The sequence below is a fragment of the Streptococcus mutans genome (assembly GCF_006739205.1).
In the GTDB taxonomy this organism is placed as follows: Bacteria; Bacillota; Bacilli; order Lactobacillales; family Streptococcaceae; genus Streptococcus; species Streptococcus mutans.
In genome coordinates, this window is the sequence record NZ_AP019720.1 from 1,447,466 (window position 1) to 1,466,171 (window position 18,706).

The following is an 18,706-nucleotide window of genomic DNA, read 5'->3' on the forward strand; positions in this document are numbered from 1 at the left end:
AATCAGTTAATCGATTGCTTTAAGGAACTAAGATGATTTTTCTATTTTCTTTTTTAGTTTCCATCAAATCATGCGCTTCTGCGGCTTTGTCAAATTTTTTGATAACCATGTCTTCCTCCAGTAATTGTCCTTGCCTAAAAGCATCATTTAAAATTCTTCCTGCTTTTTTCAGTTGCTTCAAACTAGCGTGACTAATCACAAACCCTTTCATTTGCTGACAGTTCATATAAAACTGTCTGCTATCAAATTGACTGTCTTTCGGTGCTGTAATTAAACTAATGACACCTTTTGGGGCAAGTAAATCGCAATTAAACTGTAAGGGAATTTCCCCAGAAGTGTCAATAATGTGGTCGAAACCATCAGGATAAGCGCTTTTTAGTTTCTTAAAGAGTGACTTATCACGATAATCAAAACAGATAGCGTCGCTCAATTGTTTTAATCTTGAAAAATCCTTTAAACTAGCGGTTGTTACCACCTCTGCCCCCATTTCATTAGCAAGATAAACCAACTTACTTCCCACATGGCCAGCTGCTCCTTCAATAAGGAGTTTTTGTTTTGGCTTCAATTCCATGATATCTTGTAATACGATAGTTGCCGTTGCTGCCGAGTGCACTGCACCAATTAATTTTAGAGAGTCAGCATTCTTGGGAGTAAGAAAAAGGCGCTCTTCTGGAATTAATGCATACTCGCTAGTGATACCTTGCCTTCCATCATAGCCCATACTATTAGTCCAAACGCAATCGCCTACTTTAAACTGAATCACATCTTTTCCAATCTCAACAACTTGGCCGATAGCATCTCGACCCAAAATATAAGGATTCGGCAGATCTGTCTGATAAATACCTGAACGAATAAAGAGATCAACATAATTAATAGAAGCGGCTATAACTTTTATTAAAACAGATTTCGGTCTAACTTTGGGAACAGGTAATGAGCCAACAATAATCGTTGCGGGTCCCCCCGTTTTTTGAATATAAACTGCCTTCATATTCTACCTCCCCTCCTTTTTCTAAAACATGTTACAATGATAGCAATAATCCATGTATTCATTATAAAAGAAAAAGTTTACTTTATATGCCCAAAATTGTAGGCAAGACAATTTTAAGGAGAAAGACATGCCTGTTAATTCATTTGACAATTATCCTATGACTTGGAAACCAGATAAACAATTGTTAAAAGCTCCTCTATATACCAGCCTAGCTAAACTCTTAGAGAAAGATATTATAGAAGGACGTTTGACTGCTGAAACAAAATTGCCACCCCAACGTGAATTAGCTGATTTTTTGGATCTCAATCTAAGTACAGTGACAAGAGCTTTTAAACTCTGTGAACAAAAAGGTCTTATTTACGCTATTATCGGCAAAGGAACCTTTATTTCACCTAATAGGGCGAAACCTTTAGCTACTTTACCAAAAAATGAGACACTTATTCCTCTTGGCAATTTGCATCCTTATTACCAACTTAATTATGTTGTATCTGATATTTCCAGACGAATCTTACAGAGTCAATCTGTTGATAGGCTTTTTGAATTTGACACGAAAAACAATACGCAAGAGCATAAAGCTGTAGCTCAACAATGGTTGAAAAAGTTTCAAATTAACACTCTCAAAGAGAATATCTTTCTAACTTATGGCACACAAAATGCCTTAGTTTTGTTATTTTTAACAGTGTTTAAAGCAGGCGATAAAATAGCGACTGATACATTTACTTACACCAATTTCATTGCCTTAGCTCAGCAATTCAAGATTGAACTTGTCCCAATAATATCTGATCATAAAGGAATCATTCCAGAAGACTTGGAAAAGAAATGTCGCCAGCAAATGATCAAGGGGATTTACTTGGTTCCAACGTCTAATAATCCAACTGGGATGACCATGACATTAGAAAGAAGACAACAACTTGTTTCGTTGATAAGTAAAAACCACCTTCTCCTAATAGAAGATGACACTTATGCTTTTACAAACTATGAAAAATTACCCGCGTTGACAACCATGATTCCTAAACAAGCGATTTATATTCATGGCTTATCAAAAGCCTTGTTTGCTGGTCTGCGAATGGCTTATATGGTGGTGCCTGATTATCTTATTCAAGAGATTAATCTCACTGCTGATGCTATCAATGCCCGTCCACCTCTATTAAATACTAAGATTGTGAGCGATCTCATTTCAAACGGTCAAGCAGATAGTACAATAGCGCAAAAAAATCATTTATCTCAGGAACGAAATGCTCTCTATGATCATTATTTCCCAGAATCCACTTCTTCCAATCCCTACAATTTATTTCAATGGTTACCATTACCTAAAAATAGAAGCGGCTATCAATTTGAATCCTTGGCCAAAGAAAAGGGTGTTGAAGTTTTATGCGCGGAACGCTTTCTTGTCGGTGGACTGACAGCACAGTCTGCTTTGCGCATTGCAACTTGCTCACCAAATACACTAGATGAGCTTGACAAAGGACTCCATATTTTAAAATCTATATTAGAGAAATAACTCAAGTCATCACTAAGAAAAGATTAAACTAAAATGAGTGACGCATTACTCAGAGAAAGTAGAATCAACTAAACATAATATTATTCCGCTTAGGAAAAATAATCTATTCCCTCTGTCTGTAAATCACAAACCATGATAAAATCTGTCTCATTTTCAATAATGGTCTGAAAACCAGCCTTTTGATACATGTTAACAGCATCATTTTCCTTTTGGACAGATAAAGAAACCTTGTGATAGCCTTTCTTCCTGAGATGTTCTAAGAAAGTCTTGAGCAATTCGGTACCAATTCCTTGTCCGCGATAAGCAGGCAGCAGAGATATGGCTAGAGAAGGTGTCTTCTCATCAATATGACCGTAATCATCCATGATACGACACCAAGCAGTACCAACAATTTGCCCGTCTCTTTCTGCCACCATGGCTTGATCATGTAGAGATTGCCCAAAATCCTTCACATAAAGCTGCAGCTCCGGCAGCTGGATAATACTTCTATCAGGTGCTGATAATCCTTGAGGTACAAAAATGGCTTGATAAAGAAATTCCTCCAAAAGTGAATATTCTTCTGCTATCATTTGACGGATAGTGGTAGTCATAGGGGATCCTTTGCTTAATTCAAATAATTTCTAAGGCTGTTCTTCTCTTCGGCCGTCAGCTCCCGATACTCTCCAACTGGCAAATCACCCAATTCAAAAGGTCCAAAAGAGATACGTTTGAGGTAGGTAACTTTAACACCATAGGCCAGAAACATTTTTTTGACTTGATGAAATTTCCCTTCGGTAATCGTAATATAGGCACGACTGACTTCTGAACTAGAACTGATAATCTGTAACTTAGCTGGCTTACAAACGGTACCATCTAAAAAAGCTATGCCATTGTCAAAAAAAGCAATCGCATCAATACCGAGATCACCATTGACCTCAACATAATAGGTCTTGTCCACATGGTATTTGGGGTGGAGCAAGCGAAAACCCAGCGGACCGTTGTTGGTGATAAGAACCAACCCTTCGGTGTCGCGATCCAGACGCCCGACAGGGTAGAGTCCTTCTCTACGATCAACCACAGCAATAAGATCAATCACCGTCTGATAGTGCTGGTCTCGCACCACCGATACCAAACCAGCAGGCTTATTAAGAATATAATAGACATGAGGAGAATAGCTCAGCTGCTTACCTGACACGGTGATGGTCTGTAAGCTAGGATCCACATTTTGATTGCCTGTTCTTGCAAGTTCGTCATCCACGCGCACTTGTTGGCTGCGAATGAACTTTTTTACCTGACCTCGTGAGCCAAAACCAGCCTGACCGAGTAATTTATCTAAACGCATAAATTTATTGTATCATGTCAGACCAAATTTTTGCATATTTTAAGGATAAAAGTCAAACTATCATTAATTAGTAATCATCAAATTGAAGGAGATTTCATGGGACTTTTACAGAATGGAAAGTGGGGAGATCTTTGAATAAGCGGACGGTGTCATTGCTGACTCTGAACTGCATAGCGATTACCTTTACCAAATCTACTTGGCTGCGTATCCTGATTATTCCGGATAGGTAATGGTGCCAGTCCTTTGGGATAAACAGACTAAGACCATTATCAACAATGAAATCTACCGAAATCATGCGTATACTTAACATTGCCTTTAATGACATCACAGACAATACTGAGGATTACTCCCCCAACCGGACTACAGGCTAACATTGATGTCATGAATGATTTTATTTATCCTAATATCATGGGGATTACAAGGCAGGCTTTGCTACTTCTCAGGAAGTTTATGAAGAAGAGGCGCAAACTCTCTTTGCTGCGCTGGATAATCTTGAAAATCTCCCTAGTCAGAATGATTGGCTGGTGGGCAATCGTTTCACCGAAGTGGATATCTGCACTTGTGCGTTTTGACTCTGTTTATTATAGACATATAGACATTTCAAATGCAATCTCCGCTGCCTCGTTGACTATCTCAATCACTGGAATCACACCAAGCGCATTTACAATATCTCTAGCATTGCTGCTACGGTTAACTTTAAGCATATTAAAAACATTACTACGGCAGCCACAAGACCATCAATCTTACAAGTATCGTTTCTGTCGGACCAGATTTGTATTGACATCTTTAAAAAGAGACACTGAAAAGTTCAAAACATAGACAAACACATCCTATTCTACTTTAAAAAGGATTTGAAACTAAAAACAATAATAGTTATAAACTCTTAGTAACCCTGTTATATCAGTTCTTTTAAGAATTTTATGTTACCAATCAAAAAGAAAAAGGATCAAAATGACCCTTTTCTTCCATCTGATTTTACTTATTTATTCACAGTGTGCTGCGACTATTGATTTAAATTCCTGCTCCTGCTTTTTCATCAACAATCAAAATAACCTTAGGATGTGTTTGCAGTATACTAGCTGGTATTTCTTCTGTTACAGGGCCTTTTACCATTGCAGCAACAGCTTCTGCTTTTTCTTCACCAAAAGCCATTAGTAAAATCATCTTGGCAGACATAATAGAGGCCAGTCCCATAGAAATAGCTTGTTTTGGAACATCTTCTGCTTTTTCAAAAAAACGGCTATTAGCTGCAATTGTAGACGGTGTTAAATCAACTAGATGCGTTTGACTTGAAAATGCTGTCCCTGGCTCATTAAAACCAATGTGAGCATTGCGGCCAATCCCTAAAATCTGTAAATCAATAGGATATTGGGCAAGAATTTGATCATAATACTCTGTCTCTTTTGCTAAATCTGCTGCCAGTCCGTTTGGCAAATAAGACTTTTTAAAAGGTTTAGCAGCAAAAAGATTTTGCTTCATAAAATAAGCATAAGACTGCTTATCATCGGCTGACAAACCAACATATTCATCAAGATTAATAGATACCATATCTGAAAAGTCTAAATGAGATTCTCTTATTTCTTTATAGAGCTCTAAAGGGGTGCTACCAGTCGCTAGCCCCAGAGTCTTAGCACCGAATGTTATTTCTTCTTCTAACATTCTAAAAGCAACTTTACTACCTTCTGTTTTATTTTTTACTTTAATAGTTTTCATAACGCCCTCCTAATCGGTCTATACAAATAGTATAAGGTATAGACCAATTTTTGTCAAGCTTTAGATAAAAAAACAGACTATCAGGATTATGGTATAATCCCGACTGTCTGATCTAACTTCTTCAAAAACTTAAACTGAAAAAAGTTGTCCCACTAAATAAGTAACTAGCATGGTTAATAGTCCCACTATCAAATTACGTCTCATAGCTGGTCTAGTTGGCGCACCGCCAAGTCTAGCACTGACATAGCCGGTCATGAGAAGCGCTAACCCAACAACAATGACTGTTGCCGGAATGCGAATCGTAACTGGAAACAGCAAAATGGCTATTACAGGAAATATAGAACCGATTGTAAAAGCAAAAAAGCTTGAAACAGCAGCATGCCAAGGATTAACAAACTCTTCGTACTCAATCCCATATTTTTCTTCAACCATAGCCTTTACAGGTGATTTTAAAAAAGCCTTTCTGGTTAAAAGTTCAGCGGAAGTTTCACATTCACCATTTTTAAGGTAGGCATTATGAAGGGAGCGTCTTGCCTTTTCACTATCAGTCAATAAAAGAGCCTTTTCTCGCTTAACAGCGGCCTCTTCAGTATCCTTTTGCGTACTAACACTGACATATTCTCCACCTGCCATAGAAAAAGCCCCTGCAAGAATAGCCGAGAGCCCTGACAGGAAGATAAACCAAATATTTGTTGTTGCACTGGCAACCCCAATGACGACTCCTGCGACCGAAATAATACCATCATTAGCTCCTAAGACACCTGCTCTTAAAATATTGAGACGTCCTGAAAAATTATCATCTTTTTGTACTATTTTTTCTTCCCCCATAGTTTCAATTCCTTTTGTCATATAATATTATTATACATCTTATTTAGAATGATTACAAATAAATAACCTATCTTTAAAACAAATAGCAACATTTCTTAGCCTTATTAAGGCTCTCATGTTATAATAGATAAGCCATATATCTGATAAAGGAGAATCTCTTGAATACAAGTGACTTTGATTTTAACCTGCCTGAAGCATTAATTGCCCAAACTCCCCTTAAAAAGCGCGACAGTTCCAAACTTTTAGTCGTTGATCATCAGAAGAAAACAATGAAAGATACCCATTTTGATCATATTATTGACGAGCTCAATTCAGGTGATGCTTTAGTTATGAATGATACACGTGTCCTGCCTGCCCGTCTTCATGGTGAGAAAACAGTGACACACGGTCATGTAGAATTGCTGCTTCTAAAAAATATTCAGGGAGATCAATGGGAAGTTTTAGCAAAACCGGCTAAACGTCTTAAGATCGGCAGTCACATTTCCTTTGGAGATGGCCGCTTAAAAGCTATCATCAAAGAAGAATTGGATCATGGCGGACGCATTGTGGAATTTTCTTACGAGGGTATTTTTCTGGAAGTCTTAGAAAGCCTTGGAGAGATGCCCTTGCCACCTTATATTCATGAAAAATTAGAAGACCGTGACCGTTATCAGACCGTTTATGCTAAGGAAAATGGCTCTGCTGCTGCCCCAACAGCTGGCCTCCATTTTACAGAAGAGCTCTTAAGTAAAATCGAAGCCAAAGGCGTTAAACTAGTCTATTTGACTCTGCATGTAGGACTAGGAACTTTTCGTCCAGTCTCAGTTGACAATGTGGAAGAGCACCAAATGCATTCCGAATTCTACAGCCTATCACCAGAGGCTGCCCAAACGCTAAAAGATGTCAAAGCAAATGGCGGTCGTATTGTGGCAGTTGGGACAACGTCAATTCGTACTTTAGAAACTATCGGTAATAAATTTGCTGGGCAAATTGAAGCAGATTCTGGTTGGACCAACATTTTTATTAAACCGGGCTATCAATTTAAAATTGTTGATGCTTTTTCAACTAATTTTCATCTTCCAAAATCAACTCTAGTCATGCTAGTCTCAGCTTTTGCAGGACGTGATTTTATCCTTGATGCTTATAAGCATGCGGTTGATAAACATTATCGCTTCTTTAGCTTTGGCGATGCTATGTTTGTAAAATAAAAAAGAATTCCTCAAAATGAACAGCTCACCAAAAGTTAGGACAAATCGCTAACCTTGGCAAGGCAAATCATCTTGGAGGAATTTTTCTTTTTATTCCGTCCATAAAAATTTTATAATCATTTATTTTAAAATCAGAAATTTTGATATTCTCTGTCTTATATCGTTTTACAAACTGCCCAGTCCCTGCTATAAACGATTTCTAAAAAATGCAAGTGTCTTTTGCCAAGAATCATTCGTATCAGCCATAATTTTTTCAAGGGCAACCTTTTTATAACGGTGATTGGGCTGATAGGCTACCGTCATCATATGACCGCAATTTTCATAACTTTCTACTTGATAGGGATATTTAAATCTTTTCTGCTGTAGTCGGTTAACAATAGTTATAGCAGAACCGTAAGCGTCCCAAACTTCATCCTTCTTGGAAACTAAGAGTAATAAAGAACCATTAATTTTCTCAACAGGAATAACAGCCTGATGATTAATATTCTTTAAATCTTTTTTAAAAATAAGACGTTGGAAAAAGTCTTTCCACAAAAAAGGATGATAAGGGAGTTCTTGTCCTTGATAAGTCCACGAAGAGGTCTTAGAATTGCGCCATTGCTTAAGACCTTCCAAACAAAGATAAGAAGGAGCATTAAGCACTAGACACTTAAAATCATCATAATGACTAGCCGCCAAAAGAGCAAATTCTGCTCCTTTTGAACGCCCATAAAGTCCAAGACGGATACTATCCGCATAGGGTGACTTTTTCAAATAATCAATGGCTTCTTGGATAATTTCAAGCGGAATTTTCTCTAAATGAGAGGCAAGACCTTCCAAACCAAAATAAGCAAGAGCTAATGTGGTAAAACCATGACTGGCTAATAACTGCGCAATGTTTTGTGCCTTTTCAATTCTGCCATCACTACCGCTTAACACGATGATTGCTGGTTGTTGAGAAGACGTTTTATCATAAAAAAACCGTCCTTTGGCTCTTGAAAAGTTCAAATCTAAACAACTGATGCTTGGCAGCTGATAATAACGCCTAACGCTTGTCTCCCCCAATAAAGAGTGACCTTTAAAAATACTAATTTTCAAATCATAAAAAGGATTTAAGGGAATGCTTTCTAACTGCTGACTTAATTTTGCCTTTTTACAAACTATCGGTTGACTTTTAAAAAAGAGCTCCATAATGGACAAGTTATGATAAGGATTAGATTCCGATAAATCTAATATTCCCTTATCATCTGAATAAAACAAAGCTTCTGCCTGCCAAGGAGCCTGAGAAGATAGATTCATTGGAGCATTAATATTATAATAATGATCAAGATCTAGTCTCACTTTTACTTGACAGCAAGGGGGCAAACGTTCAATGATAAGCTCAAAAGGACTATCTGCTAAATGATTATTTTGACTTTTTAGTTTAAATGTCAGCATGTTATCTCCTTATATGTTAAGCTGCTTAACAAAATGATTTTTAAAATTACCTTGATAACCAAGGCAATCCTTTCCAAATTTTTTCCAGATCAGCCATCATCGCTTCCAAATTGGCTAAGAAATCTTGAGGATAGGCTTGTAAAACAGCCATCACTTTCTTTTCAAGATAAGCGTGCTGCTTTTGATGAACCTGATAAATTTTCTGGCCAGCCCTTGTTAAAGACAATAACATTTCCTGACGATTACTTTCATTAGGAACTTTAATTAAAAGCCCTTTGCTTTCTAATCTTGAAACCATTTGAGTCACAGCACTACGAGAGATTCCTCGCACTTTTGACAGGCCGACCAAATTGATAGGTTGATTTTGAGCAATACTAACAAGGGTATGCACTTCTGCTGTATTGAGAGGGATAGCACCTTTTATCACATGCTGATTTTTTTCTAATTGAGCATAGGTCGCAAGAAAATCTTGAAATTTCTGATTAAAAGCAATGAGTAATTGTTTATCCATAAAAAAACCTCTTTGTTAAGTATCTTAACATAAAGCAGATGAATGTCAAGAGAATGAAGATGAAAATCTCAGATAAGTCCCTTTTCTCCCTCCATTTTTATCAGCCTCTTTGTTAAGAACAAAAGCAAAAAACTAGCCCCTAGTAGAATCAACTCAGTCAAAAGCATGTTTGACAAAATCTTTTCTTGATAAAGCATTGCTGGTAAATCAATGAGAGCATGCCAAATAATGGCCATAACATAGAGATTCACTTGCTTTTTCTTGACAGCCAAATAGACCCAAATACTCAACAAAATTTGTACAGCTAAGGCTATAAGACGCTCAAATACAGGCAAAAAAATTGATAAAGGTGTCAAACTCTCCGTTTGTTTGATGACTATTTGAGAAAATCCTTCTGTTTGACCCGACGCTATCATCTGTGAGATAAGCAGGAAATTAAGTAATTGTAACACACCTAACAGTAATAACTCAATCCCACCATGACCCAAACCATAACCAATAGCATCTCTATTTTGTAAGGTTTGCCTAGCTGATAAGTACTTAAAAATCAGAAAACGGGCAGTTTCTTCAAAGAGACCAGCAGTCAAAATGCCATAAAGAGCATAAAGATAGGGATGAGAAGTCATCAGCCAGTTACTACCATCCATCTGAGGATGCAAAATCATCAGATGGAGCATTCTCTCCAAAAGCTGTGATGAGACAAAAAAGCCCAGAGCTCCAAGACCAACAAGAGCAAAATGAAACTGATATTTTCTTTTCAGAAAAATAAAAACGACAAGAAAAGCAACAAGTAAAACAAACAAGGCAGAGCTCAGAAGAATTAACATTTTTGACTCCTTTTTTATTTAGACTATTTTCTAAATAGACTGTACTACTTTTCCAAAAAATTGTCAATAAGTATTTCGATTCTTTTCTAAATAGTTTCAAAAATAAAGAAGAGATAGTCAACTGTCCATGTTTATTACATTAACATGACTAACCTCTCTTATGATTAATTTCGATTAACACGATGCCATTCATTGATAACATAGGTAAGCTGACACAACTGTGAATAACCGAGACCATTAACCTCATCATTATCAGATGTCACACCCCCTAAGCCAGCTGTATAAATTGCAATTAAATATGGTGTCTGCTCATAAACAATAGCATCAATATTTAAGGCCTCTCTGACATAACCAGGCTTCTGACGAATATCAATATCTGGCAGATACGTCTTATAATACAAATTTGGAAAAGATTGACTAAGATAATTAAGAATATCAGCATATTTATCTTGGTGTTTCCAAAGATAATCAAGTACTTGGATATAATAATCTGTCGTTGTCTTATTACCATTTTGGTCAATTGTTTTGATATCACCCTTGGATTGGCCATAACGTTTAAACATTGGATAAACCTTATCAAAACCACCAAGCGCCTTGGCCATAGCATAAGCAGGTGTATTCTCAGAGTAAACCAAAGAATATTCCTGCATCTCAGAAATTGTCATATCATTACCAAATTGATTACGATAGGCCTGATATTCCCCAGCATATTCATAATCAAGATCTGTAATATCATAGGGAGTATCCATTGATAGTTTTCCTTTTTCAACGGCATCAACGGCTAACATATTTAAAGGTAATTTATAAGTTGAACCTGCTGTCATAGGCTGTGTTTCATTCATCGCAATGACCTCATTGGTCTTTGTATTTTTATAAGAGAAAGCGATATTTGCATGATCAATCCCCATTTCATCCATATAACTTTGAACAACTTGCGGAAGTGTGAGATTGGCATAATCATAATGTAAGCCAAGAGCATCCATTCTTGCTGCATCAGCATCTACGATAGACTGTTTCTCTTCTGCTGTTTTTTCAATAACTTGAGGAGCTGGTTCACTTGATTCGGGAGTCTTAGCACTGCTGTTTTTCTTTCTCTGACCTATTGTGTGATTATTAAAAAATGACTGCTTCATAATGTGTTTCGATTGTAAAACAAATGCTAAACATATGATAGCTAAAACAATGCAAACACTTAATATAACTGATATAACTGACTGTTTTTTATTCACAAATTTTCTCCTAGCCTTATCATTATAAAGGACCCTTAGCAGAATAACAAGAGAATTAGAAAAATTTTGTAAAATAGAAACTTTTTTGAAACAAAAAAAGGAATAACCTCATAATTGTAATGAGCTATTCCATTCTTAATAACAGAGGAAAATAATCATTTTATGACACAGCCGCATACAGATTTACTTCGATCCTCAATTCCATCGGCTAGGCATTGATATCATACGAAAAATTCGATGAAACTTTCCCAGAGAACTAACTAAAAAGGGAGAACGCTAGTTTCTCCTTTTTTAGAACTCATATTCATAACCTTTTTAACAGTTTTCTTAGGTCGCAAGAGAAAGCAAAACGCAGAAATTGTCCTCAGTTTCCTTTTAAACATCAAACTGAAGGTCTCGAAAATCTTCTCAAATTTTGCCTCTGATGGTCAGTATTTTTTGCACTACGGCGGAAATTGTTCCTTTATAGCGTATAGCGACCTTACGGTTGCTTTTACTAAGTAGCACTTATCTCATAACCAAAAAGGTTTCTGTAAATACAGGTTTTAAGGTTTATTTAGTGAGAGCTTCGGCATAAAGACGAGCAACAGTGTTCCAATTGATAACTTCAAAGAAGGCTTTGATATAGTTTGGACGAACATTACGATAATTGAGATAATAAGCGTGTTCCCAGACATCAAGTGCTAGAATTGGTTTCAAGCCCTGTGAAATTGGAGTATCTTGATTAGCTGTTGAGGTCACTTCAAGTTTTCCTTCTTTATCAACTACTAACCAAGCCCAACCTGAGCCAAAACGCGTCGTTGCGGCAGCTGTAAAAGCTGCTTTAAAATCATCAAATGAGCCAAAAGCTTCATTAATTGCTGCGGCTACTTCCGCAGTAACTTTTGTCTTTTCTGGTGACAAGAGTTCCCAGAAAAGAGCGTGATTAAGATGACCGCCACCATTATTAATCAAAGACTGACGAATATCCGCTGGAATTTGTTCCACATCAGCCAAAAGCACTTCCAAATTTTCTCCGATTTCTGGATGTTTTTCAAGAGCCGCATTAGCGTTTGCGACATAAGTTGCATGATGCTTATCATGATGAAGGGTCATCGTTTCAGCATCAATATATGGTTCAAGTGCGTCATAAGTATATGGAAGATCTGGTAAAAGAATAGCCATATCATTTCCTCTTTTCTTTTTTTGATACATCTTCATCATATCGTAAAAAAACAAAGCTTACAACTATTCTGCTTACTTATTTTACACGGCATGCAAAGAGGTCTTAGTAAAATAATTCTAAATATACATTCTTGCTTTGACAGAAATCATCCCCGATTTTCATGAGCTAATTTAAGCAAAGCTACATCAAAAAGATAGTCCTTATCGTAAGTCCCGCTCTTAATAGCATAATCTGTTTCAATTAACAACGTCACAGCCTTTTTCAAAAAAGGTAAAGTGAGTGTTCTTGAATCACGTAAAGCAAATTTAACCTGATAGGGATTAACTTTTCGCCCTAAATAGTCTGATAAAGCTGTCACTATTTGAGTCTCAGATTTATTTTGGCCACTTAAAATTTTTACCTGAGTGAACATGCGGAATTGCCCCAACATGACTGCAATTAACTTAATCTCATCTTCTCCCTGAAGACGCAAATCACGGATTAAATCACGCGCTGCATCAATCTGTCCTGTCAAAATAAATTGTGTTAAATCAAAAATATTATCCTGTAAAGTCTTGGGAATAGCCTCACTGATGTCTTGAGCCCTAATATGTCCATCCTTTTTATAGGAAGTCAGGAAAGTAAGATTTTTAGCAACTTCACTAAAATCAAAGTTAGACTTTATCAACAAACTTTCAAATACACCTGATTCAAAAACAAGACCATCCTTGTGTGCCCGCTTTTGAAAATAAGTACGAAGCTCTGTTTCTTTGAGCACTTTCGCTTCGAAAAGCTGAGCATCTCGTTTTAACAATTTAACTAAACGACGTTTACCATCTAATTTCCCAGAAGCACAAATAACTAATTTTGTACTGAAAAGAGGATTTCCTAAATAGGCCTCAAAACGCTTCAATTCGTTATTATTTAAAAAAGTTTTTTTATCCGTTGTGATGTCTGCAAAATTATCAAAAATAACAATCTTCTCATCAGCAAAAAAAGGTAAACTTTCTAAATCCATTTCTGCATCCTGATAAGACGTTTCAGACATATCAAAATAAGAAAAATTCAAATCACTCGGTTCAAAGCCAATTTTATTAAAAAAGAGTTTTTTCATTTGCCCATATTGGCCAAAATCTTCTCCACTTAAAACAGTAATGGATGCAAGTTCCTCTTTTTTTAACTTTTCAATCATTTCTATAGCAATCATGTTTTTATTATAGCAAAAATTAAAAAGAGCATGAATATTAAGGTTAGAAAAATCTCCAATACTCTTTTTTCATTTTTATGAGTCTATGCGCTTCTTCTATTAATGACCATATAAAAAAGGAGCCTGAGATTCGTTTATCTCTGACTCCCTTGATAAATAGAGTTATCTTATTGTTGATTAGTAGGTGCTTGTGGTTGTTGCACTGGTGGAGTTTGCGGCTGTTGAGGAGTTGTCTGTGACTGTGGTTGTACCTGAGCCTGAACTGGCTGTCCTTGTGGAGCCATTTGCTGAGGCTGCTGAGGAGCAATTGGTTGTACAGGCGCCTGATAAGGTTTACTTGGTTGGCAAAGCAGGATGTAATAAAAGATCAATGCAAACCAAACTATGATAGATACAATTGCACGTAAAAATGGAATCAGTCCTAAGAATGAAAATAAAACTGCTCCTATCGGAACAAAAATTAAGGACCAATGAAAACCGGCATCGCGTAAACGACGAATAGAAATAGCTAAATTAGGTAATAAAATAGCCAATGAAAAAAGGACAATAATAACAAAGAGAATAATAACATCTATTGAGTAAACAGACAAAACTGACTCTTCACCAGAAAAAGTAGAAATAGCAGAACCCCTAATAAATTCAATTAAATTGGAATAGAAAATTGAGGTAGCCGTAAAAACAAATGGCAACATAATTAAAGAATTGCACAAGATTGCCCACCAATAATCTGAACGACTTGAACGACCTGTAAAATTAACATAGTTTGTCCAGAATTTTTTATAAGCTGTAAACATAAAAGAAACTCCCTAATAATTTTTTCTCTACAAGAATAACATAATTTTGAAGGGAAAACAAGTTTGCCAAAAGGCTTACTAGGTTATTTCGGACAGAAAAATTATCATTTGAGAAACTTAAAAATCAATAGTTAACATCATAATCACTCAAAAAATTTGACACGATGAAAGAAAAAATAAAGCATTTATCGCACAGTCTCAATCTGCCAATGCTTAAGACCCTTAAAACGAATGGCACCCTCTTGATCCGTCCGATAAATCCGACTTTTTATTTGCGCAAATCTGTCCAGTGTCTCCTGATGGGGATGTTTATAACGATTGTTCTTTCCTGCCGAGATAAGAGCAATTTTAGGCTCTATTTGAGCTAATAATTCAGGTGAAGAAGAACCTTTTGAACCATGATGTCCAGCTTTTAAGACATCAACTTTTAAATTGGGATAAGTCTTTAGCAATTCTGCTTCTCCTTCTTTTTCCAAATCTCCTGTAAAGAGAAAATTTAAGCCTAGCAAACGTCCATAAAGAACGATAGAGTCATTATTACCACCATCACCTATTTTCAACGGATAGAGTACCTGTAAATGACTCCCCATAATGGATAATGTCTCCCCTGGCTTAGTGATGTGTACCTTAACTTTCATTCTTCTCAATTTACTGACAAAATTTGCCTTAGTTAAACTGCCTGGACTAACTAAAACTTCCCCAACATGAAAGGCCTTTGCCACCACTTCCATATCTCCCATATGATCCGTGTCAGTATGAGTCAAAACCAATTGGTCAATCTTATCAATGCCTCTGCTTTTGAGATAGGGAATCAAAGTCTTTTCAGCATTAGTATCACTGATACGCCGCCGCCATTTATCAGTCTGTCCAAAGGTTACTTTTCCTCCTACATCAATTAAAATAGTCTTACTGCTGATATCCCGAAGAAGAATACTATCCCCCTGACCAATATCAACAATAGTCACTTCATTAGTCAAAGGATTTTTACTGATGAAAAATAACAGGGCGAGAATGCTACTAAGTACTAACACTACCCTTTTTTTCTGACGAAAATCATAGAGTAAAGCTAAAAGGCACAATAAAAGTAAGAGAATAGGCAAAGTCGGACTGCCCAAAATAAAAGGACGACTAAAGATTAGGTGAATTTGAACAATTATTCTTTCTAATAATCTAAAAGCTGGATTGAAGCAGGCAAGTGATACAAAAGGTGACAGAAAATAAGCAAGTGTCAAAAAAGGCAACATCAAGTTATCAAAAATAAAAGAAAAGAGGATAGTTAATAGGATAGACAAGGGCTGAAAACTGCTAAAATACCACATCAATAACGGTAAAATCCCTAAAGAAAGAGAAAAGGTTTGAAATAGAATCCGCTTTAAGAGTGACAAAGTCTCAAAATCAATCATGATTAGAATAAAAGCATAGGCAAAACTAAGCACACCTCCTGTTGTTAATAAGAAATTGGGTATCAGGAAAAACATAACAAATAAGGTTAGAGCAAAGTTATCCTGCTTTTTAAAACCAAAATGAGTAAGATTACTTTGAATCAAACTACGCACAACGGATACTGCAAAGCCAGTCAAACCAGCATAAAGCAAAGAAAAGGGCAGCTGAATAGCATTCATGTATTCCTGTCTAATACCTAAACGCAAGCCCAAATAACGAAATTTCCCAATGAAAAAACTAACCTGCATACCTGACAAAGCAAAAAGGTGAATAATACCTAAGCTAGAATAAATAGCATTCATTTCATCAAAGGATTTATCTAAATAGCCAAAAAGCAGACCAGTCATATAGTGTTTCATGGGGTCTGGAAATTTTGACTGAATAGATACCAAAGCTCTTCGTCGCCATTCATGCAAACGAGCAAACCAGAAGCGTTTAGAACTCAGTTTAATTGTTTTAATGTCTGTAACATTAACAATTCGGTAAATTCCCTGCATCTTTAAATAGTTTCTATAATCGAATCCCTTGAAATTACGCTGCTCTTCTGCTTCTACAACATCCGCTGTCACTTGAATTTCTGCTGTCTGCCATAATTGTTCAAAATAATGTTTCTCTGTTTCAGATTTTAATTTATAAAAGACCTGATAAGTCCAATGACCTGATTTTGCTCGAAAACTTAAGTTATCTCCATTGACACTAAGCGTATCTGGAATGATAATTAACTTTTGAACCTGTCTGGGTACTATTTGATACTCGCTTTGCCTTTTTTGGTGAAAATAGAAAAAGAAAGCGGCAAAAGGCAATAAAAACAAAAGTGTTTTGATACAGATTTGCCTATCATATTGAAAAACAAGAAAGACTAAAGCTAAAATAAATAAGCCAACTGGCAAAAAAGAAAAGCAGTGAATACAAAAATAAAGCAAAACAGTTAAAAAGGCTAAATAGATTGGTTTGAGAGGAAAAAACCTAATCAACACTGACTAAATCCTTTAACTTCTCAAATGTTTTATCGCCAATCCCTGAAATATTTTTCAAATCATCCACTGACTTAAAACCTCCATTGGCTTCACGGTAATCAAGAATATCCTGAGCTTTCTTCTCACCGATTCCAGAAATAGTCTGTAAATCAGCCAAAGTGGCAGTATTAAGATTAACCTTACCTTTTACCGAAGTTTCTTTAGTATTTGCCTTATCTGCCTGACTGGTTTTACCTTCTTGAGAATCCCTAATGACACTAATATTCTCACCAATAGCTGCCACATAAATAACTGCTTCGTCTTGTAATTTTTGAGCCAGATTAACAGATTTGCGATCAGCCTTTTCAGAAAAACCTCCCGCTTTTTCTATTACATCATTAATACGACTGTCAATCGGTAAAGTATAGACGCCCTCATGCTTAACAGCTCCTTTAATATCAACAGTTATTGTTGATTTGGCAGTCGTCACCTGCGTCTTCTTTTGACTTTCTTTGCCAGTCTTTGTGGTTACCTGAAGGGATTGTTCCTTTAAACGAGCCAGACTATCTTCCTGCTTATTGGAAGAAGGAAAAAAGAAATAAACACCCAGACCCAGTAAGACTACAAGACCACCAACTAGGGCAAAAACATTTTTCTTTTCCTTGAGTTTATCTAAAAATTCGTCAACCATTTTAACCTCCTTACTTCTTTATTCGTAAAAAAAAAGAAGTTTAGTAAAAATCCTAAACTTCCTTTTTAGGTATAAAAACTTGCAAGACAATTGGATAAAACGACTTTAATATTCTTTACCTTTGTACAATTCCCTGTTGTTATTTTATTTTTTTATCACGATGCTTTTCTGGGTTCCAGACAAAACTAGCGAACCAAGAAAAGAGGTAAGTGAAAGCAAGAACAATAGCCACCAAAACCATAGCTGGCAAACGATAAATCAAGCTCCACCAGCTTGGTCGCTCATTATCTTTGAAAGTTGCAACTTCTGTATCCATTTGGTCAAATTCTTTTTCAATACGATGAGCCACTTCTTCAATGCCATCGTCATTCATGCGCTTAATATCTGAAATATCAATGGGATTGCCAAAAGTAACATCAATACGATCATGTTTAAGCAAGCCTTTGATGGATCTTGGCCCCGCATAGGCTGCAGGCATAATTTTAACTTTTGCTGTTTTGGCAATAACTGCAACGCCACCTTTAACATCAGAAGAATGACGACTTCCACTTGGAAACATAATCAAAGAACGATCGCTTTTCCTAAGCATTTTAACAGGATAACGGACAGCCTCAGCCCCTGGGTTTTCACGATCAATCGGAAAAGCTCCACACATGCGAATCCACCAGCCGAAAGCACGATTGCCAAATAATTCCTTCTTAGCCATAAAGATAAATTGCTTAGGCCGAGCTGCAAAAGCTAAAAAGATAGGATCCCATAGTGTACGGTGAGGTGCAACTAAAATATAATTGTCATCTTCAGGCAACAATGTATCTCGATGATGGTAATGAATATTACCATTAGCAGCCCAAATTAAAAAAACTAACAAAGAGCGCAGGTAGGTATAAAACACTGTAAAATCTCCTTTTAATTACAATATAACCACCTTATTATACTAAAAATTTAAAATT

Annotated in this window: 17 protein-coding genes and 1 pseudogene; 3 read left to right on the top strand and 15 right to left on the bottom strand. The window is 36.3% G+C overall.

The window, feature by feature from the left end; all coding sequences use genetic code 11:
• Positions 1–19: 19 nt before the first annotated feature.
• On the bottom strand, positions 20–988 hold the full coding sequence (locus FNL60_RS07340) for an alcohol dehydrogenase catalytic domain-containing protein (RefSeq protein ID WP_002261900.1): 969 nt from the start codon (positions 986–988) through the stop codon (positions 20–22).
• A gap of 127 nt (positions 989–1,115) precedes the next feature.
• Between FNL60_RS07340 and FNL60_RS07345 the strand changes: the two genes are divergently transcribed.
• Positions 1,116–2,489: an aminotransferase-like domain-containing protein gene (locus FNL60_RS07345; protein WP_002261901.1), complete on the top strand. Its 1,374-nt coding sequence runs from the start codon at positions 1,116–1,118 to the stop codon at positions 2,487–2,489.
• Positions 2,490–2,578: 89 nt separating this feature from the next.
• Here the strand turns inward: FNL60_RS07345 and FNL60_RS07350 are convergent, their stop codons facing one another.
• Positions 2,579–3,079 (bottom strand): GNAT family N-acetyltransferase, encoded by a 501-nt coding sequence (locus FNL60_RS07350; protein WP_002261902.1) that lies wholly within the window; start codon positions 3,077–3,079, stop codon positions 2,579–2,581.
• A 14-nt stretch (positions 3,080–3,093) separates the two neighbouring features.
• Positions 3,094–3,810, bottom strand: coding sequence for a pseudouridine synthase (locus FNL60_RS07355; RefSeq protein ID WP_002280248.1), 717 nt, complete (start codon positions 3,808–3,810; stop codon positions 3,094–3,096).
• Positions 3,811–3,955: 145 nt separating this feature from the next.
• Between FNL60_RS07355 and FNL60_RS10630 the strand changes: the two are divergent.
• A pseudogene (locus tag FNL60_RS10630) lies at positions 3,956–4,591 on the top strand (glutathione binding-like protein); the annotation flags it as partial.
• A 230-nt stretch (positions 4,592–4,821) separates the two neighbouring features.
• Here the strand turns inward: FNL60_RS10630 and nagB are convergent.
• Positions 4,822–5,523, bottom strand: coding sequence for a glucosamine-6-phosphate deaminase NagB (gene nagB / locus FNL60_RS07365; RefSeq protein ID WP_002261905.1), 702 nt, complete (start codon positions 5,521–5,523; stop codon positions 4,822–4,824).
• Positions 5,524–5,652: 129 nt separating this feature from the next.
• Positions 5,653–6,372 carry a VIT1/CCC1 transporter family protein gene (locus FNL60_RS07370; protein ID WP_002261906.1) on the bottom strand — a complete coding sequence of 240 codons (720 nt, stop codon included), beginning with the start codon at positions 6,370–6,372 and terminating at the stop codon, positions 5,653–5,655.
• Positions 6,373–6,509: 137 nt separating this feature from the next.
• Between FNL60_RS07370 and queA the strand changes: the two genes are divergently transcribed.
• Positions 6,510–7,538, top strand: a complete 1,029-nt coding sequence (queA, locus tag FNL60_RS07375) for a tRNA preQ1(34) S-adenosylmethionine ribosyltransferase-isomerase QueA (protein WP_002264726.1) — start codon at positions 6,510–6,512, stop codon at positions 7,536–7,538.
• Positions 7,539–7,724: 186 nt separating this feature from the next.
• On the opposite strand, the gene FNL60_RS07380 is transcribed toward queA, so the two are convergent.
• From FNL60_RS07380 to FNL60_RS07425, 10 genes are all read right to left on the bottom strand, one after another.
• A complete protein-coding gene (locus tag FNL60_RS07380) occupies positions 7,725–8,954 on the bottom strand; it encodes an acyl-CoA thioesterase/bile acid-CoA:amino acid N-acyltransferase family protein (RefSeq protein ID WP_002267863.1) in 1,230 nt (409 codons plus the stop codon).
• Between the two features lie 46 nt (positions 8,955–9,000).
• Complete coding sequence (locus FNL60_RS07385; RefSeq protein ID WP_002261909.1) at positions 9,001–9,465, bottom strand: MarR family transcriptional regulator; 465 nt, start codon at positions 9,463–9,465, stop codon at positions 9,001–9,003.
• Positions 9,466–9,533: 68 nt separating this feature from the next.
• The gene (locus FNL60_RS07390) at positions 9,534–10,292 is read right to left on the bottom strand and encodes a YhfC family intramembrane metalloprotease (protein ID WP_002261910.1); all 759 of its coding nucleotides are present in this window, start codon (positions 10,290–10,292) and stop codon (positions 9,534–9,536) included.
• A 164-nt stretch (positions 10,293–10,456) separates the two neighbouring features.
• Positions 10,457–11,521, bottom strand: a complete 1,065-nt coding sequence (locus FNL60_RS07395) for a serine hydrolase (protein WP_018110162.1) — start codon at positions 11,519–11,521, stop codon at positions 10,457–10,459.
• A gap of 552 nt (positions 11,522–12,073) precedes the next feature.
• Positions 12,074–12,685, bottom strand: coding sequence for a superoxide dismutase SodA (gene sodA / locus FNL60_RS07400; RefSeq protein ID WP_002280247.1), 612 nt, complete (start codon positions 12,683–12,685; stop codon positions 12,074–12,076).
• 146 nt (positions 12,686–12,831) lie between these two features.
• Positions 12,832–13,872, bottom strand: a complete 1,041-nt coding sequence (holA, locus tag FNL60_RS07405; RefSeq protein WP_002280246.1) for a DNA polymerase III subunit delta — start codon at positions 13,870–13,872, stop codon at positions 12,832–12,834.
• 167 nt (positions 13,873–14,039) lie between these two features.
• Positions 14,040–14,666, bottom strand: a complete 627-nt coding sequence (locus FNL60_RS07410; RefSeq protein ID WP_002264731.1) for a DUF805 domain-containing protein — start codon at positions 14,664–14,666, stop codon at positions 14,040–14,042.
• 185 nt (positions 14,667–14,851) lie between these two features.
• Positions 14,852–17,086 (bottom strand): DNA internalization-related competence protein ComEC/Rec2, encoded by a 2,235-nt coding sequence (locus tag FNL60_RS07415; protein WP_002267862.1) that lies wholly within the window; start codon positions 17,084–17,086, stop codon positions 14,852–14,854.
• Positions 17,076–17,756 carry a helix-hairpin-helix domain-containing protein gene (locus FNL60_RS07420; protein ID WP_002267104.1) on the bottom strand — a complete coding sequence of 227 codons (681 nt, stop codon included), beginning with the start codon at positions 17,754–17,756 and terminating at the stop codon, positions 17,076–17,078. The genes FNL60_RS07415 and FNL60_RS07420 overlap by 11 nt, the downstream gene beginning before the upstream one ends.
• 139 nt (positions 17,757–17,895) lie before the next feature.
• Positions 17,896–18,648, bottom strand: a complete 753-nt coding sequence (locus FNL60_RS07425) for a lysophospholipid acyltransferase family protein (RefSeq protein WP_002267103.1) — start codon at positions 18,646–18,648, stop codon at positions 17,896–17,898.
• Positions 18,649–18,706 lie beyond the last annotated feature (58 nt).